This window comes from Enterobacter sp. IF2SW-B1 (assembly GCF_001743375.1).
Taxonomy (GTDB): Bacteria; Pseudomonadota; Gammaproteobacteria; order Enterobacterales; family Enterobacteriaceae; genus Enterobacter; species Enterobacter bugandensis.
In genome coordinates this window covers 241320-264991 of sequence record NZ_MJAA01000005.1, presented here as the reverse complement: position 1 = coordinate 264991, position 23672 = coordinate 241320, and the positions used below count along the sequence as shown (strand labels likewise).

24 protein-coding genes are annotated in these 23672 nt (G+C 54.0%); 18 read left to right on the top strand and 6 right to left on the bottom strand.

All coding sequences use genetic code 11. The features are described 5' to 3' along the window. Positions 1-4: 4 nt before the first annotated feature. The 16 genes from hfq to A6013_RS12910 all read left to right on the top strand — a co-directional run bounded on the left by hfq (position 5) and on the right by A6013_RS12910 (position 14721). Positions 5-316, top strand: coding sequence for an RNA chaperone Hfq (hfq, locus tag A6013_RS12985; RefSeq protein WP_013095287.1), 312 nt, complete (start codon positions 5-7; stop codon positions 314-316). A gap of 73 nt (positions 317-389) precedes the next feature. Then, a complete protein-coding gene (gene hflX, locus A6013_RS12980; protein WP_023331851.1) occupies positions 390-1670 on the top strand; it encodes a ribosome rescue GTPase HflX in 1281 nt (426 codons plus the stop codon). 56 nt (positions 1671-1726) lie between these two features. Beyond that, positions 1727-2986, top strand: a complete 1260-nt coding sequence (gene hflK / locus A6013_RS12975; protein ID WP_028015254.1) for an FtsH protease activity modulator HflK — start codon at positions 1727-1729, stop codon at positions 2984-2986. 2 nt (positions 2987-2988) lie between these two features. Next, positions 2989-3993 carry a protease modulator HflC gene (gene hflC, locus A6013_RS12970; RefSeq protein ID WP_028015255.1) on the top strand — a complete coding sequence of 335 codons (1005 nt, stop codon included), beginning with the start codon at positions 2989-2991 and terminating at the stop codon, positions 3991-3993. 71 nt (positions 3994-4064) lie between these two features. Then, positions 4065-4262, top strand: a complete 198-nt coding sequence (locus tag A6013_RS12965; protein WP_003855996.1) for a DUF2065 domain-containing protein — start codon at positions 4065-4067, stop codon at positions 4260-4262. A gap of 104 nt (positions 4263-4366) precedes the next feature. After that, complete coding sequence (locus A6013_RS12960) at positions 4367-5665, top strand: adenylosuccinate synthase (RefSeq protein WP_006178975.1); 1299 nt, start codon at positions 4367-4369, stop codon at positions 5663-5665. A gap of 192 nt (positions 5666-5857) precedes the next feature. Beyond that, complete coding sequence (nsrR, locus tag A6013_RS12955) at positions 5858-6283, top strand: nitric oxide-sensing transcriptional repressor NsrR (protein ID WP_028015256.1); 426 nt, start codon at positions 5858-5860, stop codon at positions 6281-6283. Between the two features lie 38 nt (positions 6284-6321). Then, positions 6322-8763 (top strand): ribonuclease R, encoded by a 2442-nt coding sequence (rnr, locus tag A6013_RS12950; RefSeq protein ID WP_069733203.1) that lies wholly within the window; start codon positions 6322-6324, stop codon positions 8761-8763. 65 nt (positions 8764-8828) lie between these two features. Next, complete coding sequence (gene rlmB / locus A6013_RS12945) at positions 8829-9560, top strand: 23S rRNA (guanosine(2251)-2'-O)-methyltransferase RlmB (protein ID WP_069733202.1); 732 nt, start codon at positions 8829-8831, stop codon at positions 9558-9560. A gap of 123 nt (positions 9561-9683) precedes the next feature. Continuing rightward, the gene (locus tag A6013_RS12940) at positions 9684-10085 is read left to right on the top strand and encodes a YjfI family protein (RefSeq protein WP_069733201.1); all 402 of its coding nucleotides are present in this window, start codon (positions 9684-9686) and stop codon (positions 10083-10085) included. Between the two features lie 16 nt (positions 10086-10101). After that, positions 10102-10800, top strand: a complete 699-nt coding sequence (locus A6013_RS12935) for a PspA/IM30 family protein (protein ID WP_047364102.1) — start codon at positions 10102-10104, stop codon at positions 10798-10800. Next, complete coding sequence (locus A6013_RS12930; protein ID WP_069733200.1) at positions 10800-11885, top strand: potassium channel family protein; 1086 nt, start codon at positions 10800-10802, stop codon at positions 11883-11885. Before A6013_RS12935 ends, A6013_RS12930 begins: the two co-directional genes overlap by 1 nt. Further along, positions 11866-12519, top strand: coding sequence for a DUF2491 family protein (locus A6013_RS12925; protein ID WP_047366974.1), 654 nt, complete (start codon positions 11866-11868; stop codon positions 12517-12519). The genes A6013_RS12930 and A6013_RS12925 overlap by 20 nt, the downstream gene beginning before the upstream one ends. 19 nt (positions 12520-12538) lie before the next feature. Further along, entirely contained in the window at positions 12539-12931 is a 393-nt protein-coding gene (locus tag A6013_RS12920) for a DUF350 domain-containing protein (protein ID WP_047052621.1), read from the top strand. A gap of 9 nt (positions 12932-12940) precedes the next feature. Then, the gene (locus tag A6013_RS12915) at positions 12941-13555 is read left to right on the top strand and encodes a DUF1190 domain-containing protein (RefSeq protein ID WP_072058719.1); all 615 of its coding nucleotides are present in this window, start codon (positions 12941-12943) and stop codon (positions 13553-13555) included. A gap of 2 nt (positions 13556-13557) precedes the next feature. Continuing rightward, positions 13558-14721 carry a glutathionylspermidine synthase family protein gene (locus A6013_RS12910; RefSeq protein ID WP_069733199.1) on the top strand — a complete coding sequence of 388 codons (1164 nt, stop codon included), beginning with the start codon at positions 13558-13560 and terminating at the stop codon, positions 14719-14721. A 33-nt stretch (positions 14722-14754) separates the two neighbouring features. Here A6013_RS12910 and A6013_RS12905 read toward each other — a convergent pair whose 3' ends face one another. Next, positions 14755-16029 (bottom strand): MFS transporter, encoded by a 1275-nt coding sequence (locus tag A6013_RS12905; RefSeq protein ID WP_069733198.1) that lies wholly within the window; start codon positions 16027-16029, stop codon positions 14755-14757. A gap of 194 nt (positions 16030-16223) precedes the next feature. Here A6013_RS12905 and A6013_RS12900 point away from each other — a divergent pair, with 194 nt between their 5' ends. Beyond that, complete coding sequence (locus A6013_RS12900) at positions 16224-17846, top strand: isovaleryl-CoA dehydrogenase (RefSeq protein ID WP_069733197.1); 1623 nt, start codon at positions 16224-16226, stop codon at positions 17844-17846. Here A6013_RS12900 and A6013_RS12895 read toward each other — a convergent pair. The 3 genes from A6013_RS12895 to bsmA all read right to left on the bottom strand — a co-directional run bounded on the left by A6013_RS12895 (position 17843) and on the right by bsmA (position 20699). Continuing rightward, positions 17843-19774, bottom strand: coding sequence for a methyl-accepting chemotaxis protein (locus tag A6013_RS12895; RefSeq protein WP_069733196.1), 1932 nt, complete (start codon positions 19772-19774; stop codon positions 17843-17845). The genes A6013_RS12900 and A6013_RS12895 overlap by 4 nt on opposite strands. Positions 19775-19945: 171 nt before the next feature. Continuing rightward, on the bottom strand, positions 19946-20233 hold the full coding sequence (gene yjfN, locus A6013_RS12890; RefSeq protein WP_069733195.1) for a DUF1471 family protease activator YjfN: 288 nt from the start codon (positions 20231-20233) through the stop codon (positions 19946-19948). A gap of 136 nt (positions 20234-20369) precedes the next feature. Next, positions 20370-20699: a biofilm peroxide resistance protein BsmA gene (gene bsmA, locus A6013_RS12885; RefSeq protein WP_028015263.1), complete on the bottom strand. Its 330-nt coding sequence runs from the start codon at positions 20697-20699 to the stop codon at positions 20370-20372. A gap of 137 nt (positions 20700-20836) precedes the next feature. On the opposite strand from bsmA, the gene yjfP reads away from it, so the two are divergent. Further along, positions 20837-21559 (top strand): esterase, encoded by a 723-nt coding sequence (gene yjfP, locus A6013_RS12880; RefSeq protein WP_069733194.1) that lies wholly within the window; start codon positions 20837-20839, stop codon positions 21557-21559. On the opposite strand, the gene ulaR is transcribed toward yjfP, so the two are convergent. Together ulaR and ulaG are read right to left on the bottom strand one after the other, a co-directional pair. Next, positions 21556-22311, bottom strand: a complete 756-nt coding sequence (ulaR, locus tag A6013_RS12875) for an HTH-type transcriptional regulator UlaR (protein ID WP_024907324.1) — start codon at positions 22309-22311, stop codon at positions 21556-21558. The genes yjfP and ulaR overlap by 4 nt on opposite strands. A 110-nt stretch (positions 22312-22421) precedes the next feature. After that, positions 22422-23486 (bottom strand): L-ascorbate 6-phosphate lactonase, encoded by a 1065-nt coding sequence (gene ulaG, locus A6013_RS12870; RefSeq protein ID WP_069733193.1) that lies wholly within the window; start codon positions 23484-23486, stop codon positions 22422-22424. Positions 23487-23672 lie beyond the last annotated feature (186 nt).

The following is a 23672-nucleotide window of genomic DNA, read 5'->3' as shown; positions in this document are numbered from 1 at the left end:
TAGAATGGCTAAGGGGCAATCTTTACAAGATCCGTTCCTGAACGCATTGCGTCGGGAACGTGTTCCAGTTTCTATTTATTTGGTGAATGGTATTAAGCTGCAAGGTCAGATTGAGTCTTTCGATCAGTTCGTGATCCTGTTGAAAAACACGGTCAGCCAGATGGTCTACAAGCACGCTATCTCTACTGTTGTTCCGTCCCGTCCGGTCTCTCATCACAGCAATAACGCTGGCGGCGGCACAGGCAGTAACTACCATCATGGCAGCAACGCGCAGGGTTCTTCTGCTCCTGCGCAGGACAGCGACGAGACCGAATAAGGTTTTAGCTGTTATCCACACGGGGAGCCAGGGATCCTGCGTTCCCCGCTGATCTTTTTAGAGAGGTTTACGCTTGTTTGACCGTTATGATGCCGGTGAGCAGGCGGTGCTGGTACACATCTATTTTTCGCAAGACAAAGATATGGAAGACCTCCAGGAGTTTGAATCTCTGGTCTCTTCCGCCGGTGTCGAAGCAATGCAGGTGATTACCGGTAGCCGTAAAGCGCCGCACCCAAAGTATTTTGTTGGTGAAGGTAAAGCAGTAGAAATTGCGGATGCCGTAAAAGCAACCGGCGCGTCAGTCGTGTTGTTTGATCATGCGCTGTCTCCAGCCCAGGAGCGCAACCTGGAAGCTCTCTGCGAGTGCCGTGTTATCGATCGCACGGGATTGATTTTAGATATTTTTGCTCAGCGTGCCCGTACCCACGAGGGGAAACTGCAGGTTGAGCTGGCGCAGTTGCGCCATCTGGCGACGCGTCTGGTGCGTGGCTGGACCCACCTTGAAAGACAAAAAGGCGGGATTGGTTTGCGCGGTCCGGGTGAAACCCAGCTCGAAACCGACCGCCGTTTGCTGCGTGGCCGTATTACCCAGATCCTCTCACGTCTGGAACGTGTCGAGAAACAGCGTGAACAGGGGCGTCGGGCGCGAACCAAAGCCGACATCCCCACGGTGTCGCTGGTGGGCTATACCAACGCCGGTAAATCCACCCTGTTTAACCAGATAACCGAGGCCCAGGTGTATGCCGCAGACCAGCTGTTTGCGACCCTGGACCCTACGCTGCGCCGCATTGACGTTGCAGACGTGGGTGAAACAGTGCTGGCGGATACCGTAGGGTTTATCCGCCATCTGCCGCACGATCTGGTGGCGGCGTTTAAGGCGACGTTGCAGGAGACGCGTCAGGCGACCCTGCTGCTGCACGTGATTGATGCGGCTGACGTACGCGTGCAGGAGAACATCGACGCGGTGAACGTGGTGCTGGAAGAAATTGACGCCCACGAAATTCCCACCCTGTTGGTGATGAATAAGATCGATATGCTGGAGGATTTCGAACCGCGTATCGACCGTGATGAAGAGAACAAACCGATTCGGGTCTGGCTTTCTGCTCAGGCCGGAATCGGTGTGCCACTGCTTTTCCAGGCTTTGACAGAACGTCTTTCCGGTGAGGTAGCTCAGCACACGCTGCGACTGCCGCCACAGGAAGGCAGGCTGCGCAGCCGGTTTTATCAGCTTCAGGCGATAGAAAAAGAGTGGATGGAGGATGACGGCAGCGTGGGGATGCAGGTGCGTATGCCGATCGTTGACTGGCGTCGCCTCTGTAAACAAGAACCTGCGCTGGCGGACTATATCGTCTGATCAGAAAGGGGAAGCCTGAAAAATTCGCCCTTGCATAACAAATATGGAGCATATACATGGCGTGGAATCAGCCCGGTAATAACGGACAAGACCGCGACCCGTGGGGAAGCAGCAATAATCAAGGCGGCAACTCTGGGGGAAATGGCAACAAAGGTGGTCGCGAGCAGGGGCCGCCGGATCTGGATGATATCTTCCGCAAGCTGAGCAAAAAGCTTGGTGGCCTTGGCGGAGGAAAAGGTTCTGGCTCGGGTGGCAGTTCCAGCCAGGGACCGCGCCCGCAATTAGGTGGCCGCCTGGTGGGCATCGTTGCTGCCGGGCTGGTGATCGTCTGGGCAGCCAGCGGGTTCTACACCATTAAAGAAGCAGAACGCGGCGTGGTCACCCGTTTCGGTAAGTTCAGCCACCTGGTTGAGCCGGGCCTGAACTGGAAACCGACCTTCATTGACGACGTGACCGCAGTTAACGTGGAGTCCGTCCGTGAACTGGCCGCCTCCGGCGTGATGCTGACGTCTGACGAGAACGTGGTGCGCGTCGAGATGAACGTGCAGTACCGCGTGACCGACCCTGAGCGTTATCTGTTTAGCGTGACCAGTGCCGATGACAGCCTGCGTCAGGCGACCGACAGCGCCCTGCGTGGTGTGATCGGCAAATACACCATGGACCGCATCCTGACCGAAGGTCGTACCGTTATTCGTAGCGATACCCAGCGCGAGCTGGAAGAGACGATTCGTCCGTACAACATGGGTATCACCCTGCTGGACGTCAACTTCCAGGCTGCACGTCCGCCGGAAGAGGTGAAGGCCGCGTTTGACGATGCGATTGCTGCCCGTGAAAACGAACAGCAGTACATCCGCGAAGCAGAAGCGTACACCAACGAAGTTCAGCCGCGTGCTAACGGTCAGGCGCAGCGTATTCTGGAAGAGGCGCGAGCGTATAAGACCCAGACCATCCTGGAAGCTCAGGGTGAAGTGGCTCGCTTCGCGCGCATCCTGCCGGAATACAAAGCCGCCCCGGAAATTACCCGCGAGCGTCTGTATATCGAGACTATGGAAAAAGTGCTGAGCCACACCCGCAAAGTGCTGGTTAACGACAGCAAAGGCGGAAACCTGATGGTTCTGCCGCTGGATCAGATGCTGAAAGGCGGTTCTGCACCGGCAGCGAAAGACACCAGCGGAGCGAACAACCTGCTGCGTCTGCCGCCAGCCTCATCAGGCAGCTCCAGCGCGAACACAACGCCTTCTTCGAACGATGGTGACATTATGGACCAACGCCGTGCTAACGCGCAGCGTAACGACTACCAGCGTCAGGGGGAATAAGGATGCGTAAGTCAGTTATTGCGATCATCGTCATCGTACTGGTCGTGCTGTATACCTCGATCTTTGTGGTGAAAGAGGGTGAGCGTGGGATCAAGTTCCAGTTCAGCAGCGTCGTGCGTGATGGCGACAAACGTCCGGTGATTTACGAGCCGGGCCTGCACTTCAAGGTGCCGTTCATTCAGTCTGTGAAAACGCTCGATGCGCGTATCCAGACCATGGATAACCAGGCCGACCGTTTCGTGACTAAAGAGAAGAAAGACCTGATCGTTGATTCCTACATCAAATGGCGCATCAGCGATTTTAGCCGCTACTTCCTGGCAACGGGCGGCGGTGACGTTTCTCAGGCAGAAGTGCTGCTGAAACGTAAGTTCTCTGACCGTCTGCGTTCTGAAATTGGTCGTCTTGATGTGAAAGACATCGTGACCGACTCCCGCGGTCGTCTGACCCTGGAAGTGCGCGATGCGCTGAACTCCGGTACAGCGGGCACCGAAGACGAAGTGGCGACGCCAGCAGCGGATGACGCGATTGCTAAAGCGGCCGAACGCGTTCAGGCTGAAACCAACGGTAAAGTGCCGGTGATCAACCCGAACAGTATGGCGGCGCTGGGTATCGAAGTCGTTGACGTGCGTATCAAGCAGATCAACCTGCCGGCGGAAGTGTCCGAGGCGATCTACAACCGTATGCGCGCCGAGCGCGAAGCGGTAGCCCGTCGTCACCGTTCACAGGGTCAGGAAGAGGCTGAAAAACTGCGTGCAGCAGCGGACTATGAAGTGACCAAGACGCTGGCGGAATCAGAGCGTCAGGGCCGTATCCTGCGCGGTGAAGGCGATGCGGAAGCGGCGAAGCTGTTTGCCGATGCATTCAGCCAGGATCCAGACTTCTACGCCTTTATCCGTAGCCTGCGCGCTTACGAGAATAGCTTTAAGAGCAACCAGGATGTGATGGTGCTCAGCCCGGACAGCGATTTCTTCCGTTATATGAAGACGCCGACCAACGCAACGCGATAAACTCAGGCTCGTTTGAGTATTCAAACCACCGCTCCCAACGGAGCGGTGGTTTTCTTTTATAAGGATGAAAAATGAATTCAACGATCTGGCTCGCGCTGGCCCTGGTTCTGGTGCTGGAAGGTCTCGGCCCGATGCTCTATCCGCGCGCATGGCGTCGTATGATCGCGACCATGAGCCAGCTACCGGATAATATTTTGCGTCGTTTCGGCGGTGGTCTTGTGGTTGCTGGTATCGTTATCTACTACATGTTGAGGAAAACGATTGGCTGATCAAAAACTAGCCGCAATTGGCGTATTTTAAGGTCAAAAAGTGCTGTATATCTGAAAAAGCGATGGTAGAATCCATTTTTAAGCAAACGGTGATTTTGAAAAAAATGGGTAACAACGTCGTCGTACTGGGCACCCAATGGGGTGACGAAGGTAAAGGGAAGATTGTCGATCTTCTGACTGAACGGGCTAAATATGTTGTACGCTACCAGGGCGGTCACAACGCAGGCCATACTCTCGTAATCAACGGTGAAAAAACCGTCCTCCATCTTATTCCATCAGGCATTCTTCGCGAAAACGTCACCAGCATCATCGGTAACGGCGTTGTGCTGTCTCCTGCTGCGCTGATGAAAGAGATGAAAGGTCTGGAAGACCGTGGTATCCCTGTTCGTGAGCGTCTGCTGCTCTCCGAAGCCTGCCCGCTGATCCTGGACTATCACGTGGCGCTGGACGTGGCGCGTGAAAAAGCGCGTGGCGCGAAAGCGATCGGCACCACCGGTCGTGGTATCGGCCCGGCTTACGAAGATAAAGTTGCACGTCGCGGTCTGCGCGTCGGTGACCTCTTCGACAAAGCGACCTTCGCTGAAAAACTGAAAGAAGTGATGGAATATCACAACTTCCAACTGGTGAACTTCTACAAAGCTGACGCTGTTGACTACCAGAAAGTGCTGGATGACGTCATGGCGATTGCAGACATTCTGACCGGTATGGTTGTTGATGTATCCGATCTGCTGGACCAGGCGCGCAAGCGTGGCGATTTCGTCATGTTCGAAGGTGCGCAGGGTACGCTGCTGGACATCGACCACGGTACCTATCCGTACGTTACTTCTTCTAACACCACCGCGGGTGGCGTGGCGACCGGCTCTGGCCTGGGTCCACGTTATGTGGATTACGTTCTGGGCATCATCAAAGCGTACTCTACTCGCGTAGGTGCGGGTCCATTCCCGACCGAACTGTTTGATGAAACCGGCGAGTTCCTGTGCAAGCAGGGTAACGAGTTTGGCGCGACCACCGGTCGTCGTCGTCGTACCGGCTGGCTGGATGCGGTTGCCGTGCGTCGCGCAGTGCAGATCAACTCCCTGTCTGGCTTCTGCCTGACCAAGCTGGACGTGCTGGACGGCCTGAAAGAAGTGAAAATCTGCGTAGGTTACCGTATGCCAGATGGCCGCGAAGTGACCACCACTCCGCTGGCTGCTGACGACTGGGAAGGCATTGAGCCAATCTACGAAACCATGCCGGGCTGGTCTGAGACCACCTTCGGTGTGAAAGAGCGTAGCGGCCTGCCGCAGGCGGCGCTGGATTACATCAAGCGCATTGAAGAACTGACCGAAGTGCCGATCGATATTATTTCTACCGGCCCGGATCGTACTGAAACGATGATCCTGCGCGACCCGTTCGACGCATAATCTTCGTGACTGCTGGCCTGCGGGGAGACCCGTAGGCCGGATAAGCGTAGCGCCAACCGGCGACCGCTCCTGGATCTCCGCTTTTTCGCCCCGTCTGTCAAATAAATTAGCCGCTAACTATCTGGCTGGTTTATCATCATTAATGAATATCTCTGCGGTTTGACCGCGTTTTCCCTTTTTCCTGAGGTTGATGTGCAGTTAACAAGTTTCACCGATTACGGCTTACGCGCGCTGATTTACATGGCGTCGTTACCCGAAGGGAAGATGACCAGTATCTCTGAAGTGACAGAGGTATACGGTGTATCCCGTAATCATATGGTCAAAATAATCAATCAACTTAGCCGTGCCGGATACGTTGCTGCCGTCCGCGGGAAGAATGGAGGGATCCGTCTTGGTAAACCGGCACAGAGTATTCGTATCGGGGATGTGGTACGCGAGCTGGAGCCCTTGTCTCTGGTGAACTGCAGCAGCGCGTTCTGCCACATTACGCCCGCTTGCCGCCTTAAACAGGCGCTTTCAAAGGCCGTGCAAAGTTTTCTCAAGGAACTGGATAACTACACGCTGGCCGATTTGGTTGAAGAGAATCAACCGCTTTATAAATTATTGCTGGTGGAATGAAGAAAATTTCCACCGGGGCTGACAACGGAGGAACCGACATGTCACAAGATCCTTTCCAGGAACGCGAAGCCGAAAAATACGCGAATCCTATCCCCAGCCGCGAGTTCATCATTGAACACTTAACAAAACGCGAAAAACCCGCCAATCGTGAAGAACTTGCCGTTGAATTAAATATTGAAGGTGAAGAGCAAATTGAAGCCCTTCGCCGCCGCCTGCGCGCGATGGAGCGTGACGGGCAACTGGTCTTTACCCGCCGCCAGTGCTACGCGCTGCCGGAACGCCTCGATCTGCTGAAAGGGACCGTCATTGGTCACCGCGATGGCTTTGGCTTCCTGCGCGTGGAAGGCCGTAAGGACGACCTTTACCTCTCATCCGAACAGATGAAAATGTGCATCCACGGCGACCAGATCCTGGCGCAGCCGCTGGGTGCAGACCGTAAAGGCCGCCGCGAAGCACGCGTGGTTCGCGTGCTGGTGCCAAAAACCAGCCAGATTGTGGGCCGCTACTTTACCGATGCGGGCGTAGGCTTCGTGGTGCCGGACGACAGCCGTCTGAGCTTCGATATTCTGATCCCACCTGAAGAGGTGATGGGCGCGCGTATGGGCTTTGTGGTGGTGGTTGAACTCACCCAGCGTCCGACCCGTCGCACCAAAGCGGTCGGTAAAATCGTCGAAGTGCTGGGCGATAACATGGGCACCGGCATGGCCGTCGATATGGCGCTGCGTACCCATGAAATTCCGTACGTCTGGCCGAAAGCGGTCGAAGAGCAGATCGAAAACCTGCGCGAAGAAGTACCGGAAGAGTCCAAAGCGGGCCGTATGGATCTCCGCTCCCTGCCGCTGGTCACCATTGATGGTGAAGACGCCCGCGACTTCGATGATGCCGTGTACTGCGAGAAAAAACGCGGCGGCGGCTGGCGTCTGTGGGTGGCCATTGCTGACGTAAGCTACTACGTGCGTCCGCACACGCCGCTGGATAACGAAGCGCGCAGCCGTGGTACGTCGGTCTACTTCCCGTCGCAGGTGGTACCGATGCTGCCGGAAGTGCTCTCCAACGGCCTGTGCTCCCTGAACCCGCAGGTTGACCGTCTCTGTATGGTATGTGAGATGACCATCTCCACCAAAGGGCGCTTAACGGGCTACAAATTCTACGAAGCGGTAATGAGCTCGCACGCGCGTCTGACCTATACCAAGGTCTGGCATATGCTGCAGGGCGACCAGGACCTTCGCGAGCAGTACGCGCCGCTGGTTAAACACATTGAAGAGCTGCATAACCTCTACAAAACGCTGGAGCAGGCGCGCGAAGAGCGCGGCGGGATCTCCTTTGAGAGCGAAGAAGCGAAGTTTATCTTCAACGCCGAGCGCCGCATTGAGCGTATCGAACAGACCCAGCGTAACGATGCGCACAAGCTGATCGAAGAGTGTATGATTCTGGCGAATATCTCGGCGGCACGCTTCGTTGAGAAAGCCAAAGAACCTGCGCTGTTCCGTATTCACGATAAGCCGACCACGGAAGCCATTACGTCGTTCCGCTCCGTGCTGGCTGAGCTCGGCCTGGAGCTGCCTGGCGGTAATAAGCCTGAGCCACGCGATTACGCCGAACTGCTGGAATCCATCAGCGATCGTCCTGACGCGGAAATGCTGCAGACGATGCTGCTGCGCTCCATGAAGCAGGCGATTTACGATCCGGAAAACCGCGGTCACTTCGGCCTGGCGCTGCAGTCTTACGCGCACTTTACCTCGCCGATCCGCCGTTATCCGGATCTGTCACTGCACCGTGCGATCAAGTATCTGCTGGCGCACGAGCAGGGCCATAAAGGCAACACGACCGAAACCGGCGGCTATCACTACTCCATGGACGAAGTGCTGCAACTGGGTCAGCACTGTTCCATGACCGAGCGCCGTGCGGATGAAGCGACGCGCGACGTGGCGGACTGGCTGAAGTGTGACTTTATGCTGGATCAGGTGGGCAACGTCTTTAAGGGCGTGATTGCCAGCGTGACCGGCTTTGGTTTCTTCGTTCGTCTGGATGAGCTGTTTATCGACGGTCTGGTGCACGTCTCCAGCCTGGATAACGACTACTACCGCTTCGACCAGGTCGGCCAGCGTCTGATTGGCGAATCAGGCGGCCAGACCTACCGTCTGGGCGATCGCGTGGAAGTGAAGGTCGAAGCCGTGAATATGGACGACCGTAAAATCGACTTCAGCCTGATCTCCAGCGAGCGCGCGCCGCGTAACGTCGGTAAAACCGAGCGTGAAAGGGCGAAAAAAGGCGGAAACGGCAAAGCGAGCGGTAAACGTCGCCAGGCGGGCAAAAAGGTAAACTTCGAGCCGGACAGCGCGTTCCGCGGCGAGAAGAAACAGAAGCCAAAGGCGGCGAAGAAAGAGGCTCGCTCAGCGAAAAAGCCTTCCGCGAAAACGCAGAAAATCGCTGCCGCGACAAAAGCGAAGCGCGCAGCCAAGAAAAAGCAGGCGGAGTAATTCTCCCCTCACCCTGACCCTCTCCCCAACCGGGAGAGGGGAAATACTTATTACGAGAACCATCAATGAGTGAAATGATTTACGGCATCCACGCGGTGCAGGCCCTTCTCGAGCGCGCACCGGAGCGTTTTCAGGAAGTGTTTATTCTGAAAGGGCGTGAAGACAAACGTCTGATGCCGCTGATCCACGCGCTGGAAGCGCAGGGCGTGGTGATCCAGCTGGCGAACCGCCAGTTCCTGGATGAGAAAAGCGAAGGCGCGGTGCACCAGGGGATCATTGCCCGCGTGAAGCCGGGCCGTCAGTATCAGGAAAACGATCTGCCGGATCTGATTGCCGCGCTGGAAAACCCGTTTTTCCTGATTCTGGATGGCGTAACCGATCCGCACAACCTCGGCGCGTGCCTGCGCAGCGCGGATGCGGCGGGCGTGCACGCGGTGATCGTACCGAAAGATCGCTCTGCCCAACTGAACGCGACGGCGAAGAAAGTGGCCTGCGGCGCGGCGGAAAACGTTCCGCTGATCCGCGTGACCAACCTGGCGCGCACCATGCGTCTGCTGCAGGAAGAAAATATCTGGATCGTCGGTACCGCGGGCGAAGCGGATCATACTCTGTATCAGAGCAAAATGACCGGCCGTCTGGCGCTGGTGATGGGGGCGGAAGGTGAAGGCATGCGTCGCCTGACCCGCGAGCACTGCGACGAGTTGATTAGCATCCCGATGGCGGGCAGCGTGTCGTCTCTGAACGTTTCCGTTGCAACGGGTATCTGCCTGTTTGAAGCGGTGCGCCAGCGTAGCTGATTATTAATCTGTAAAAAAGCCACCCAATTCGGGTGGCTTTTTTTATGCCCTGGCTGGTAATATAACGACCGAAGCGATTTCGGCTTTTATAAATATCTTTAAAACTAACACATGGATGAAATTATGAGATGGTCTCTCTCATCGCTTGCCGATGAATTGTCGCGCCGGCGCGATATTTATATTGATTTAAAAAATAACAATGATGTACTTATTATAAAAATGAATGAATATGGCGATTTGCCATTAAGTATTTTTATTACATCCCAGCAAATTATCATTGAAACCTATATATGTCCTGTTAATGACATTAAGCGCCAGGCTGACTTCAACCTCTTCTTATTACGTAATCAAAAAATGCTTCCCTTATCTTCTGTTGGAATTTCGCAAATTCAACATGATGAATATTATGTCGCTTTTGGTGCCTTATCAGTAAGTTCTTCTCTTGAGGATATTATTCTGGAAATTACAACCCTTGCGGAGAATGCGCTGGATTTGGCTGAGCTTACACAAGAATTTATAAATTAACAGGTAAGGGAAAGGTATGGGCATCTTGAAGAATCTTTTTACACTGGGTAAATCACTACTCAATCAGGCCGATGAAGCGATAGAAGAAGCGCAGGGCGTTCGGATGCTGGAGCAGCACATCCGGGATGCAAAAGCTGAGCTTGATAAAGCAGGCAAATCCCGGGTTGATCTGCTTGCCCGGGTGAAGCTCAGTAATGACAAGCTTTCCGAGTTGCGGGAGCGGAAGCAATATCTTGAGTCACGAGCGATAGAAGGAATGAGCAAGAATATTGATGCTGCGCTGCTAAACGAGGTTGCAGAAGAAATCGCCCGACTTGAGAATACCATTACTCGTGAAGCACAGGTTTTGGACTCTCTTGAAACCTCAAGAAATAATATTGAAAAAGCCGTAGCTATTACTTCACAACGTATTAATCAGTTTGAACAGCAGCTGGAGGTTGTTAAAGCCACGGAAGCCATGCAGCGGGCGCAACAGGCCGTGACGACGTCAACGGTCGGAGCAACATCGAACGTAACGACGGCCGCAGAGTCTTTAAAAAGACTTCAGACGCGTCAGGCTGAACGTCAGGCCAAACTGGATGCGGTAGCGCAACTGGAAAAAGTGGCGGATGGACGTGAGCTTGAAGAGAAGCTCGCGCAGGCAGGCGTGGGTACCACAGGAACAAGCTCCGCACAGGCGGTTCTTGAACGGTTAAAACTTACGCAGGCTCTGTAATGTTTCTCTCCTGGGTCGTGAATGTTTGCAGGCAACATTTATTCCGGCTTACCTGGACAGCGCTGCTGTGCTTGTTTGCCGGGCATTATTTGCTTTGCTTTATTGTCTTTCGTTGGTTGGGAGAGACGACCCTCGTTGGCCGGATAAGTGATTTTGTTTATTACAGCTCAGTGGTTGGGGCGACGATTGGCTTTGGGGATTTGAGTCCTCAGAGCGAAGCAGGGAAGTTGTTCACAGCTCTCTGGCAAATCCCTATCGGCGTTGGGCTTTTCGGCGCATTGATGGGCAAAATCATCGCGTTAGTACAGGGATTATTAGCTAAAGGAATAGCAGGAATGGGCAATTTTAGTTCACTACATAACCATGTTTTGGTGATTGGCTGGCGCGGTCATCAGACAGAGAAAATGATCTCATTGCTGCTTTATGATGAGCAGCGGGTATTTAGTCGCGTAGTGTTGTGTGAGCAGCAGGATATAGCGCATCCTTTATCCGATAATTTATATGTCGATTTTCTCAAAGTAAGTAATTACAGCGATCCGAAAGAGCAAAAACGGATGGGGTTAGTAAATTGTTCATGTGTGGTCATTTTTGCCAGCACCGATGAACAAACCTTTACAGCCACACTCTCACTGGTAAACGATGCGCCAGCGCATTGCCATATCGTTGCTTATCTTGAGGATGAACGCTACGCAGGCTTACTGGAGACCCATTGCCCGACAATAGAGATTGTTCGCAATCTTTCAGCCGAACAGCTTTCCCGTTCGATCCAGGATCCTGGCTCTTCTCAATCCGTAGCGTCAATCATGAACCCGATGCTGGGTGATACGGGTTACACGCTGATGGTACCCACATCGGTTTCCTGTATACCTTATGGTGCGTTAATGCATTACATGAAACTGCAACATGATGCGACGGTGCTGGGGATTAGCCACTGTAAAAATGGTCGTGGTATGGAGCTTAACCCTGAGATCTCCACAGAGGTTAGAGGAGGGATGTGGTTGCATTTAATCGGCAATAGTCGCATTTCGTCGAATGAGGTGTGCTGGCAGAACATAGGGAAAAGTCATGCGGAACTTATTTTTTAATTTATTTAATAAAACACCTCAGCCAGTGATGCGTGGCCCATTGGGATTACATCAACGTGCGGCGTTTACACTTGATACGCTGACATTTCGACTGTCCGCCCGTTTTTTGACTCAACTACCAGAAGAGGAATATACCATTGCAGCTAGCAGCGTGATTGAAGCTGGCGCGGGTTGTCGTATTTATCGTTATTACACGTCTGGTGATGAGTTTTTGCAGATAAATACTACTGGTGGTATGGAAAGGGAAAGTATTGATGATATTAAGCTTTTTATTTATCAGGATAGCTTTGGTATTGCTTCGGAGAAACAATGGCAAAAAGAGATTGGTGCAGCTTTAATTGGCAGACCCAGTCTGCAATGGAATGAACGAGACTGGACAAGAATATTTAACGAGAATGAGGAGGGGAACGTTGAACCGGTTTACCTGCTGGAACACGTTGAAAATAACCAGAACGAAAAATGGGATGTGCATAATTTCATGATGGCATATCAGAGGGAGGCGACTGCCGATCTGTATGAGTACCTTTTGCTAACTGGCGAAGAGACATTTTGTGATAATAGCGAGCCAGAGTGGATCTTTTCGTATGCCGTAGGTGTGGATATTCCACTCACTTCGCTAAACATTGTTGGATAACTTTCTGGGGATGTAAACCATGCTGGGTTCATTATTTGCTTTTCTCTCTTACTTCTTAACCGGTCTGGCGATGACCGTCATATTCTTATTCATCTACTCAAGAATAACGTCACATGATGAATGGAAACTGATTAAAGAAAATAACCTGGCGGCGGCGGCGGCATTCAGTGGCACGCTATTGGGGTATGTGATTCCTCTGTCCAGCGCTGCCGTAAACTCGGTTAGCATGCCGGATTACCTGATATGGGGATGCGTTGCGCTAGTCGTACAATTACTGGTGTATGGCTGCGTACGCATTTATATGCCGAACATTAGTGAAAAAATCGTTAACCGCCACTACGCCGCAGGATTATTTATGGGGATGGCAGCACTGGCTGGCGGGATCTTAAATGCTGCCTGCATGACATGGTAATAAATGAACATGGCTAAAAAGAAAAAAACACGGAAGTCTAGTCCGATTCGATCTGCATCAGGAAGCCAAGATGCAGCGTTCCGCTCTTCACCCTCAAAGCGCAAAAGCGGGAAGTATTTGACGCTGGCAATTATGGGCGGTGCAGCATTTATCGCCCTGAAGGGGTGCGATAGTTCGGCTGATGATAATGACGGTGATGGCGTGTTTTACGCATCGCCGCAAGCGTGCGTTGACGATGGCAATAGCGCTCAGGTTTGCAGCGATGCATGGAACAATGCGAAAGCTAAATTTGAAGCAGATATGCCGAAAAATATGTCAAGGGAAGACTGCATACGTCAATTCGAGAACTGCTATTACGACAATATCGAAAATAGCTGGATACCGGTTCTGTCAGGATTTTTACTTAATAAAAAAGTCAGAGAAGACGCTGATGAAGGGTACAGGTATACAAGTGGAGGTTCATTTTACTCTTCCCGTCCCGTGTGGCGAAATTCTTCATCCTATGTCTGGCACTCCGGTAAGCAGGCCGGCAGTCAAATGGGCTATACAACAAAGCGCGTATCAACAATCTCTCGGGGTGGATATGGGCGCTCATCCAGTGCCCGTGGAAGCTGGGGAGGGTAATTATGTTACGTCATGACGTTCCTATTCGTTCGGGGCTGGACAAAATTGCCCGCGACCATGGTTTTCATTTTCATATTATCGACGATGAAATTTACTGGGATGAGAGCCGTGCCTACCGTTTTACGTTACAGCAGATTGAAGAAAGAATTGAAAAACCCACGGCTGAACTGCATCAAATGTGTCTGGATGTGGTGGATCGTGCGGTAAAAAGTGAAGAATTGATGACGCAACTTGCCATTCCGCCGCTTTACTGGGATGCCATTGCGGAAAGCTGGCAGAGCCAGGATCCTTCACTGTATGGCCGTATGGACTTCGTATGGACTAATGAAGGTAGTGTCAAACTGCTGGAATACAATGCCGACACACCGACGTCCCTATATGAATCAGCCTACTTTCAGTGGCAATGGATGGAGGACGCACGTCGCGCTGGGATCATTCCTCGAGACGCCGATCAGTTTAATTCCATTCAGGATAAGCTTGTCGCTCGATTTGCAGAACTAGCCACCGACATTCCACTCTACTTCTGCTGCTGCAAAGAGAGTGAGGAGGATCGCGGCACGCTTCTCTATCTGGAAGATTGCGCCGTCCAGGCCGGACTTAACACCCGCTTTATCTATATGGACGATATTGGCCTGGGCACTGGCGGTTTTTTAACGGACATTGACGATAATGTTATCCGGCGTGCGTTTAAGCTCTACCCTCTGGAATGGATGATGCGTGATGAAAATGGTCCGCTGCTGTGTGCCAGAAGAGAGCAATGGCTGGAACCACTCTGGAAAAGCGTCATCAGCAATAAGGGTATTTTACCCCTTTTGTGGCGCTTTTTTGAAGGGCATCCCAACCTTCTTCCTGCGTGGTTTGAAGATGAATTAACGTCGATTCCAAATGGCGTTCCGTTAGTCCGTAAGCCCCTTTTTTCACGAGAAGGAGGAAATGTGACTATTTTTGACGCGCAGCGCAATATTGTTGAGAGTGAAGCTGGTGATTATGCAAACGAACCTATGATTTATCAGGGCTTCCAGGCATTACCGCGTTTTGGCAACAGCTATACATTGATAGGAAGTTGGGTGGTCGATGATGAACCTGCCGGAATCGGTATTCGTGAAGACGGATCGTTGATAACGAAAGACACCTCGCGTTTTATTCCCCACTACATAGCGGGTTAATTTTAGCTGGGGTGAAAACCCCAGCTCTGAGGTTCACTCATCTAACGACCGTAAATGGTCATCCTTCCTGAGCGTCATCAGCGCGAAAATACTCACCACCGCCGTTGCCATCACGTAATAGGCCGGAATGTCCAGGTTGCCCGTCTGCTTAATCAGCCCGGTAATGATTAACCCCGCACAGCCCGAAAAAATCGCGTTTGATAACGAATAGGCCAGCCCCAGTCCCGTATAGCGCACGCGCGTCGGGAACATCTCAGACAGCATCGCCGGGCCCGGCCCCGCCAGCATCCCCACCAGACCGCCCGCAATCAGCACCACAATCGCTTTGACCGCCATCGTACTGGATTCCGCCTGCAAAATTTTCAGCAGCGGCAGGGCGAGGATCAGCAGGAGCACGGTGGCGATAATCATCACCGTTCGCCGCCCGATCCTGTCGCTCAGCATTCCCGACGGAATGATGGTGAGCGCAAACCCAATGTTAGAAATCACCGCTATCAGCAGCGCCTGATTAAACCCGGTGTGCAGCGCAGACTGCAGATAGGTCGGCATGATCACGAGGTAGGTATACCCCGCCGCGGACCAGACCATCACGCGGCCAATGCCCATCAGGATGGTTTTGAGCGTGGCGGAAGTACTGGCCTGAGCAATGACCGCTTTTTCCTTCTGCTGCACAAAGCTCGGCGTCTCTTCCATGCTCACCCGTAGCCACAGCGCGACCACGCCCATCGGCAGGGCAAGGAAGAATGGAATGCGCCAGCCCCAGTCGTGCAGGGCTTCAGGCGTGAGGAGGGCAGAGAGCAGCGCGACAATACCTGCGCCCGCTAACAGCCCGAGCGCCACGGTAAAGGACTGCCACGCGCCGTACAGACCGCGCTTGCCGCGCGGGGCGAACTCCGTCATCAGCGAGACCGCACCGCCGTACTCGCCGCCCGCGAACAGGCCCTGCAGGATGCGCAGCAGCGTAACGATCAGCGGCGCAGCAATGCCGATGCTGGCGTAGACGGGCACGATGCCGATGGCCGTGGTGGCGAGCGTCATTAGCACCAGCACAATAATCAGCGTCGGTTTTCGGCCTATCCTGTCACCAATGCGGCCAAATACCACCGCACCCAGCGGACGGAAGAAGAAGGCAATGGCAAACGAGGCCCAGGTGAGGATCAGACTGGTCAGCCCCGCCTCTCCCTCAAGCTGGAAAAAGTTCTTCGCAATCACGGTCGCCAGAAAACCGTAGACCGCAAACTCATACCACTCGATAAAGTTACCAATGGAGCCTGCAATTAATGCACGCTTGTGCGCGTCCTGTTGCATAACGATCCTCACAAAGACGGGTTAAGAATAAATTATTCAACATAAGCGAAGTAATGAAATAGTTTATTCTTATGTTCTGTGAGCTATTTCACGAATGATATCAGCGGGATCGCCATCGTGTGACCTCACTCCCATGCAGCGTTCATACGGTCTGTCCATACTTACCTTCATTGCCACTGAAGGAGGGAGACAGCATGCACTGGCAGACCCATACCGTTTTTAATCAACCAGCCCCACTCTCTAACAGCAACCTTTTCCTCTCTGACTGCGCCCTGCGCGACGCGGTTGCGCGCGAGGGTGCCGAGTGGGATATGGATCTTCTTGCCAGCATCGGACAGCAGTTAGGCACGGCGGAGTCGCTGGAGCTGGGCAGGCTGGCGAACGTGAATCCGCCGGAGCTATTACGCTACGACCCCACGGGTGAGCGGCTGGATGACGTTCGCTTTCATCCGGCATGGCACCTGCTGATGCAGGGGCTCTGCGCTAACCGGGTACATAATCTGGCATGGGAAGAAGAGGCACGAAAAGGGTCTTTCGTCGCCAGGGCCGCGCGCTTCGTGCTCCATGCTCAGGTAGAAGCGGGGACGTTATGCCCGGTGACCATGACCTTCGCCGCCACGCCGCTGTTGCAGCAGTCGCTGCCCAAACCGTTTCATGAATGGTTAACGCCGCTGATGAGCGACCGTTACGATCCCCATCTCGCGCCGGGTGGGCAAAAGCGCGGCCTGCTGATCGGCATGGGAATGACGGAAAAGCAGGGCGGCTCGGACGTGCTCAGCAACACCACCAGAGCGGAAAAATGCAGCGACGGCAGCTACCGACTGGTGGGCCACAAGTGGTTTTTCTCCGTGCCGCAGAGCGATGCGCATCTGGTGCTGGCGCAGGCGAAAGGCGGTTTGTCATGCTTCTTTGTCCCGCGTTTCTTACCCGACGGACAGCGCAACGCCGTACGGCTGGAACGTCTGAAAGACAAGCTCGGCAACCGCTCGAACGCCAGCAGCGAGGCGGAGTTCCTCGATGCCTCCGGCTGGCTGCTGGGTGAAGAGGGAGAAGGCGTGCGGCAAATCCTTAAGATGGGCGGGCTGACGCGCTTCGACTGCGCGCTGGGCAGCCACGGGCTAATGCGCCGGGCGCTTTCCGTGGCGCTGTACCACGCCCATCAGCGTCAGACCTTCGGCAAAAATCTTATCGATCAGCCGCTAATGCGTGAAGTGCTAAGCCGTATGGCGCTGGTGCTGGAGGGGCATACGGCGCTGCTGTTCCGTCTGGCCCGGGCGTGGGATAACCGCACCGACCCGCAGGAGGCCGCCTGGGCGCGGCTTTTTACCCCGACCGCAAAATTCAGCGTGTGCAAAGCGGGCATTCCGTTCGTGGCGGAGGCGATGGAGGCACTCGGCGGCGTCGGGTACTGCGAGGAGAATGAACTTCCACGCCTGTATCGTGAGATGCCGGTGAACAGCATCTGGGAAGGATCGGGCAATATCATGTGCCTGGACGTGCTGCGGGTGCTGGCGAAGCAGCCAGGTATCCACGACCTGCTTGCCGACGAGTTTGCCCAGGTCAAAGGGCAGGACAGACACTTTGACCGCAGCTGGCGGCAGCTTCAGCAAAAGCTGCGTAAACCGCAGGAGGCGCAGGGGAGGGAGATCGCTCAGCAGCTCTTTTTGCTGGGGGCCGGCAGCCAGATGCTGCGGCACGCATCGCCGCCCGTGGCGCAGGCGTGGTGCCGCATGATGCTGGATACCCGTGGCGGTACGCTCATGAATGAGCAGGTGCAAAGCGATCTGCTGCTGCGCGCCACGGGCAGGGTTGGCTAGCGTTTAAGCTGGAACAGGCTGACCAGCTGGGTAAGGTGTGACCCTTTCTCGCGCAGCGTGCGTGCGGTTTGCTCGCTGCGTGAGATGCGATCGGCATTGATATGCGACGCTTCGCCAATGTGGGTCATGGCAAGATTGACCTGGCCGATCCCCGCGGACTGCTCGCGTGACGCGTGGTTAATCTCCGTGACCAGCAGGCTGATGTTGTCGATATGAACGATGATGGAATCCATCGCCAGACGCGTCTGTTCAGACAGCGCGTGGCCTTCGCCCACTTTTCGCAGGGTATCGCCAATCAGATGTTCAATCTCCTTCACCGCGTTGGCGCTTCGACCTGCCAGGGCGCGAACTTCCTGCGCGACCACGGCAAAACCTTTTCCATGCTCGCCTGCGCGTGCCGCTTCTACCGCCGCATTCAGCGCCAGAATATTAGTCTGGAACGCGATGGACTCGATCACGCGGGTGATGTCTTCGATACGTTTTGACGCTTCGCGAATATCGTCCATGGTGGCAACCGCATGGGTCACCGTTTCACCACCCTGATGAACCGCGCGCGAGGTTTCACCTACCAGCTGCTGCGTTTGCTCCATGTTGGCGGCATTTTGCTGCACGGTCGCGGCCAGTTGCTCCATGCTGGCGGAGGTCTCCTCAACGCTGCTGGCCTGCTTGTTGATCTGCTCGGAGATGTCTCCGGTATCGGAGGCCAGCGCATTGGTGCCCAGATGGATCTCGCCCGCGGCCTCGCGGACCTGCAGGACAATTTTTTGTAGCCCATCACCGATACCGTTAATGGCTTCAACCAGCTGGCCAACCTCATCCTGTCGGGTCACGGGCAGGCTGGAGCGTAGATCGCCCGCGGCATACTGGCGGGCAAGGTCAATCACGTTACGCAGCGGACGGGTCAGCATCCGGCGAATAAGCACCACAAACAGGCCCGCGAAGAGGACAGACAACGCTACGCCGGCCAGCAGGAAACGGTCGCGCATGGCGTTAACGCTTGAGAGCAGGACTGATTTATCCACTTCACCGACGATGGTCCAGTTCCAGCCGGGCAGCGGCGTATAGGCCATTTTCAGCGTGCGACCGTCGTCGCTTACGCGTTCCAGCGAGCCGGAGGAATCGCTCAACAGCTGCTGTTGGGTGGCGCTATCCCACTTCGGCAGTTTTCCCTCTTCGCTGGCGTGGAACAGATACTGACCGCGCGTTTTGCCGTTGCTGCGGTCCAGCACGAAGAAGTGTCCGCTCTCGCCCAGGCGGCGGTTGAGGATTTTCTCGCGCATGACATTCCAGGAGTGAGTGATATCCACCCCAACGAAGATGATCCCGATAACCTGACCGTCACTGTTCTTCACGGGCTGGTACTGGGTTATGTAGCGCTTGCCAAACAGGAGCGCCAGGCCGCGGTACACCTCGCCTTTCGTGACGGAGGCAAACGCCGGGCTGCTCGTGTCCAGAACCGTCCCCATAGCGCGATCGCCATTCTCTTTGCGCAGGGAGGTGGCAACGCGAATGAAGTCGTTACCGCTGCGAACAAACAGCGTTGAGATCGCTCCCGTACGGCTCAGAAAATCATCAGAAAACGTTGTATTTTCATGGAGTTCAGCGTCGCCCCCTTTCAGCAGGGGAACGGCGAGCCCGTTTATGGTCCGGGTCTGCTGAGTATCGACGCTAAACGGCTGAGGCAGAAATGTCGTAAACAGTCTGGTGTAGCTTTCGACTTCTTCGCTCAGGCTGGTATTAAACATCTGCACCATGTCGACCATACCGGTGGACTGATTATGCAGATCTTCGACCGCGAGGGCTTCAAGCTGCTGGCTGGCTTTTTGGCTGAGCAGGAAAGTGAAAAGCAGAAACAGCGTGGCGACACTGACGCCCGTCAGCAGCGACAGCTTTGTTCCAAGGCCCGCACGGCGGAAAACATTGATCATAAATTGCTCATCATTGAAAAGGTATGGTTCTTCAACGGCAGAGCGGAGATTACGTTTACTGAATTAATGTAACAAAATGTTATTTTATTGTTTTATTGTGGTTTTAAATTAGATAAAAAATTTGCAAAAACGAAAAGCCACTAAAAATAAGTGGCTTTTATCAGGAAGGATTTATACATAGAGAATGGCCTGTACCCGCCACTGGTCGATGTGGTTATCTTCCTGCATCTGGATGATGCGATACCATGACGCGCCCTCTTCATCGGCCTTTAATGCCACGATACGTTCAACGTCTTGCGGGCTCCCCGGAATGTTATTGACGGAGATCTGGCCTATTTCATTCAGACCTGTTACGCAATCCGCACTGGCGAATTCTGCTGACTGCGCGGTGGTGCTCACCAGGCCTGCAGAGAGCAACAGAGAGGTCAAAGCAAGAGTTCGTTTCATCGTCAGCTCCATTTCACATATTTCCGGTATCCGCCGGGCAATCCTTCGCGAATAAACTCCCATTCCTTGTCGCTGGCATGGAGTTTATTGTGGACAGGAAAATGTCTATGGACGCAAAGCAGTGTAAATGTCGTTCAAAGGTAAACCATTATTTCCGGTACAAAATGGCTTGTGAATACCACTGTCCCGTTATGATGGTTTCGTCGATCATAATAATGACGTAATAATCTGCTTTGGCAGCGACGGCTTGTGCCTTTATTGCGTCTTCTGCGTCATCCGGCGAACCGCGAACGAGCGCGGAGACGGTGCCCATTCGCTGTAATCCTTCCGTCTGATTACGACGAATCTCCTGCGGATGATCGGCAACCGGGGGAGCGGGTTGCGGTGTACCCTGCAGTGCGCTACAGCCGCTGAGCAGAAACACCAGCAATAAAGCAGCAAACCTGTGCATAACCATATCTCGTTTCCTGTTAGCCATAGTGTAGTTGTCTGCGAATTTAGTTTTGGGGGAATGTTCCCGAAGTGTTATCTGGGACGTAATTTTCGAATGAAAATAGCGTCAAACCGTAATCCAGTTCTCAACATTATGAATCATTCATTCGTACAGGGTCGACAATGATTGAAATTGAAATACGCCATCTCGGCGACCATGAAATTTTACACGCTGTGCCGGCAGGGAAACGTGATAAATCGCTGCCTGTTGTGGTTTTTTATCATGGGTTTACCTCATCGAAACTGGTTTACAGTTATTTTGCAGTGGCGCTGGCTCAGGCGGGTTTTCGCGTGGTAATGCCGGATGCGCCTGACCACGGCGCGCGCTTTACGGGCAATGAGCGGGCGCGACTGGGGCAGTTCTGGCACATTCTGCACGGCAGCCTGACCGAGTTTGCCGGGTTGCGCGATGCGCTCTATGAGGCAGGGCTGGTGGCCGATAATCGGCTGGCGGTGGCCGGGGCGTCGATGGGCGGCATGACGGCGCTGGGGATTATGACGCATCATCCTGACGTGCAGTCTGTTGCCTGTCTGATGGGCTCGGGCTATTTTACCTCGCTGGCGAAGACGCTTTTCCCCCCTCAGGATTTAACGGAAATTACGCCGATGCTGGCAGAGTGGGAAGTGACCCGGGCATTGCCGCGTCTGGCCGATCGCCCGCTGCTGCTATGGCACGGTGATGCGGACGATGTTGTCCCGCCCGATGGAACCTTCCGCCTGCAGCAGGCGTTAAAGAATGAAGGACTGGACGCTAATCTGACCTGTTTGTGGGAAACAGGCGTCCGCCACCGCATCACGCCAGCGGCGCTGGACGCCACGGTGGCGTTTTTCCGCAAGCATCTTTAAACGCGCAGGACTTTCACCCCTTGATCTTCCAGCTTCTGGAGGATCTCGGGATTCGCCCCTTTGCCGGTGATCACCATGTCGATCTGTTCTGCGCGGCTGAACAGCATGCCTGCGCGTTCACCGACTTTGCTGCTGTCGACCAGCACAACGAGCTTGCCCACCACGTTGAGCATGTTTTGTTCCGCCATCGCGGTCAGCATATCGGTTTTATACAGGCCGTCAGCGGTCAGGCCTTTGCCGCTGGTAAACATCCAGTGCCCGGCGTAGAGACTGTTTTCGCTGTCCTGCGGGCTGAGCGTGATGGACTGGCTTTTGTTGTACTGGCCGCCCATGATCACCACGCTTTCATGTTCCTGATCGATCAGGTAGTTAGCCAGCGGCAAATAGTTGGTAATGATTTGCACCGGCTTGCCGCACATTTCACGGCCCAGCAAAAACGCCGTGGAGCCGCAGTTGATGACGACGCTCTCACCGGGGTTCACCAGCTGTGATGCCGCTCTGGCAATCCGTACTTTTTCATCGTGATTCTGCGCCTGATGAATATTCATCGGCGACCAGCGTGGACGCTGCTGGCTGATGGCTTCTGCGCCGTTGCGGACTTTTTTCAGCTTGCCGCTCTCATCCAGCTTGTTGATGTCTCGCCGCGCGGTGGCGGGGGAGATCCCTAAACGTTCGATCACTTTCTCGACGGTGATAAACCCTGTTTGCGCCAGGAGTTCCAGTAAAATTTGATGCCGTTGCGCTTCCGTCATGAGCTATTCCGATAAGAATTGATTTGAAAAGATGATATTTGAAATAGCGTGAAATTACTAAAATAAATATGAAATCGCCAGACACAGGGTCTGGCGATGTGGCCTCACAATCAGAGGAAGGATTTGAACGGGAGATCTGGCTCAATGGTGAAGCAATCATCGAAGCCGCGCGGGTAGTGATACTCGAGATTGTCTTTGTCCAGCGGCCATGTGAACTTGCCGCCTACCTGCCAGATAAAGGGCTTGAAGCCGTACTTCAGGCGGTCTTTTTTCATCTCCCACAGCACGCGGATCTCTTGCGGATCGGCCTGGAAGTTTGACCAGATATCGTGGTGGAACGGGATCACTACTTTGGTGTTGAGCGCTTCCGCCATGCGCAGCATATCGGCGCTGGTCATTTTGTCCGTAATACCGCGCGGGTTTTCCCCGTACGAGCCCAGCGCCACGTCAATCTGATGTTCGTTGCCGTGCTTCGCGTAATAGTTAGAGTAGTGGGAATCACCGCTGTGATACAGGGAGCCGCCCGGCGTCTTGAACAGGTAATTCACCGCACGCTCGTCCATGCCGTCTGGCAGTACGCCAGCAGCCTTCTGGTCGGCCGGCAGGGTAATCAGCGCGGTACGGTCAAAGGCATCCAGCGCGTGGATTTCAATGTCTTTAATTTTCACCACGTCGCCAGGCTTCATCACGATGCAGCGCTCTTTCGGCACGCCCCAGCTAATCCAGAGATCTACGCAGGTTTGCGGCCCGATAAACGGTACGTCGTCCGCGCAGTTTTGCATCACCGCTGCCGCCACGTTCACGTCGATATGGTCGTTGTGATCGTGAGTAGAAAGCACGGCATCGATCTGGCGAATGGCAAAAGGATCAAGCACAAACGGCGTGGTGCGCAGGTTCGGCTGGAGCTTTTCCACGCCGGCCATACGCTGCATCTGGTGGCCTTTTTTCATCAGCGGGTTACCGTGGCTCTGTTTGCCGGTGCCGCACCAGAAATCGACGCAGATATTGGCGCCGCCTTCAGATTTCAGCCAGATACCGGTGCAGCCCAGCCACCACATTGCAAACGTGCCAGGAGCAACCTGTTCCTGCTCGATCTCTTCGTTCAGCCAGCTACCCCACTCCGGAAAGGTGCTCAGAATCCATGATTCACGGGTAATGGTTTTCACTTTACTCATCGTTTTGACTCCTGGTTTAATCAAAAGTAATCACATGGTGATTCGTTATGATTAATGCTGGCACTATTTGACGTGCTTTGCAATGGTCAAAATGCGGAATTTTATCTGCGCGACTTCACGGACTCTCCACTCTTTACTTGTTAGATTATCCTGCATTAAACATTAATTCGATGAATTATAAGGATT

What these genes read in the sequence shown, in the direction of transcription:
- A6013_RS12965 (WP_003855996.1), top strand. Translation starts at nt 4,065, where the DNA reads ATGAATTCAACGATCTGGCTCGCGCTGGCCCTGGTTCTGGTGCTGGAA.
- bsmA (WP_028015263.1), bottom strand. Translation starts at nt 20,699, where the DNA reads ATGGCTAACAGGAAACGAGATATGGTTATGCACAGGTTTGCTGCTTTA.
- A6013_RS12910 (WP_069733199.1), top strand. Translation starts at nt 13,558, where the DNA reads ATGTTACGTCATGACGTTCCTATTCGTTCGGGGCTGGACAAAATTGCC.
- A6013_RS12915 (WP_072058719.1), top strand. Translation starts at nt 12,941, where the DNA reads ATGGCTAAAAAGAAAAAAACACGGAAGTCTAGTCCGATTCGATCTGCA.
- rnr (WP_069733203.1), top strand. Translation starts at nt 6,322, where the DNA reads ATGTCACAAGATCCTTTCCAGGAACGCGAAGCCGAAAAATACGCGAAT.
- A6013_RS12905 (WP_069733198.1), bottom strand. Translation starts at nt 16,029, where the DNA reads ATGCAACAGGACGCGCACAAGCGTGCATTAATTGCAGGCTCCATTGGT.
- yjfN (WP_069733195.1), bottom strand. Translation starts at nt 20,233, where the DNA reads ATGGAGCTGACGATGAAACGAACTCTTGCTTTGACCTCTCTGTTGCTC.
- A6013_RS12940 (WP_069733201.1), top strand. Translation starts at nt 9,684, where the DNA reads ATGAGATGGTCTCTCTCATCGCTTGCCGATGAATTGTCGCGCCGGCGC.
- hflK (WP_028015254.1), top strand. Translation starts at nt 1,727, where the DNA reads ATGGCGTGGAATCAGCCCGGTAATAACGGACAAGACCGCGACCCGTGG.
- A6013_RS12960 (WP_006178975.1), top strand. Translation starts at nt 4,367, where the DNA reads ATGGGTAACAACGTCGTCGTACTGGGCACCCAATGGGGTGACGAAGGT.
- A6013_RS12930 (WP_069733200.1), top strand. Translation starts at nt 10,800, where the DNA reads ATGTTTCTCTCCTGGGTCGTGAATGTTTGCAGGCAACATTTATTCCGG.
- A6013_RS12895 (WP_069733196.1), bottom strand. Translation starts at nt 19,774, where the DNA reads ATGATCAATGTTTTCCGCCGTGCGGGCCTTGGAACAAAGCTGTCGCTG.
- A6013_RS12920 (WP_047052621.1), top strand. Translation starts at nt 12,539, where the DNA reads ATGCTGGGTTCATTATTTGCTTTTCTCTCTTACTTCTTAACCGGTCTG.
- hflC (WP_028015255.1), top strand. Translation starts at nt 2,989, where the DNA reads ATGCGTAAGTCAGTTATTGCGATCATCGTCATCGTACTGGTCGTGCTG.
- ulaR (WP_024907324.1), bottom strand. Translation starts at nt 22,311, where the DNA reads ATGACGGAAGCGCAACGGCATCAAATTTTACTGGAACTCCTGGCGCAA.
- A6013_RS12925 (WP_047366974.1), top strand. Translation starts at nt 11,866, where the DNA reads ATGCGGAACTTATTTTTTAATTTATTTAATAAAACACCTCAGCCAGTG.
- hfq (WP_013095287.1), top strand. Translation starts at nt 5, where the DNA reads ATGGCTAAGGGGCAATCTTTACAAGATCCGTTCCTGAACGCATTGCGT.
- yjfP (WP_069733194.1), top strand. Translation starts at nt 20,837, where the DNA reads ATGATTGAAATTGAAATACGCCATCTCGGCGACCATGAAATTTTACAC.
- A6013_RS12900 (WP_069733197.1), top strand. Translation starts at nt 16,224, where the DNA reads ATGCACTGGCAGACCCATACCGTTTTTAATCAACCAGCCCCACTCTCT.
- rlmB (WP_069733202.1), top strand. Translation starts at nt 8,829, where the DNA reads ATGAGTGAAATGATTTACGGCATCCACGCGGTGCAGGCCCTTCTCGAG.
- ulaG (WP_069733193.1), bottom strand. Translation starts at nt 23,486, where the DNA reads ATGAGTAAAGTGAAAACCATTACCCGTGAATCATGGATTCTGAGCACC.
- A6013_RS12935 (WP_047364102.1), top strand. Translation starts at nt 10,102, where the DNA reads ATGGGCATCTTGAAGAATCTTTTTACACTGGGTAAATCACTACTCAAT.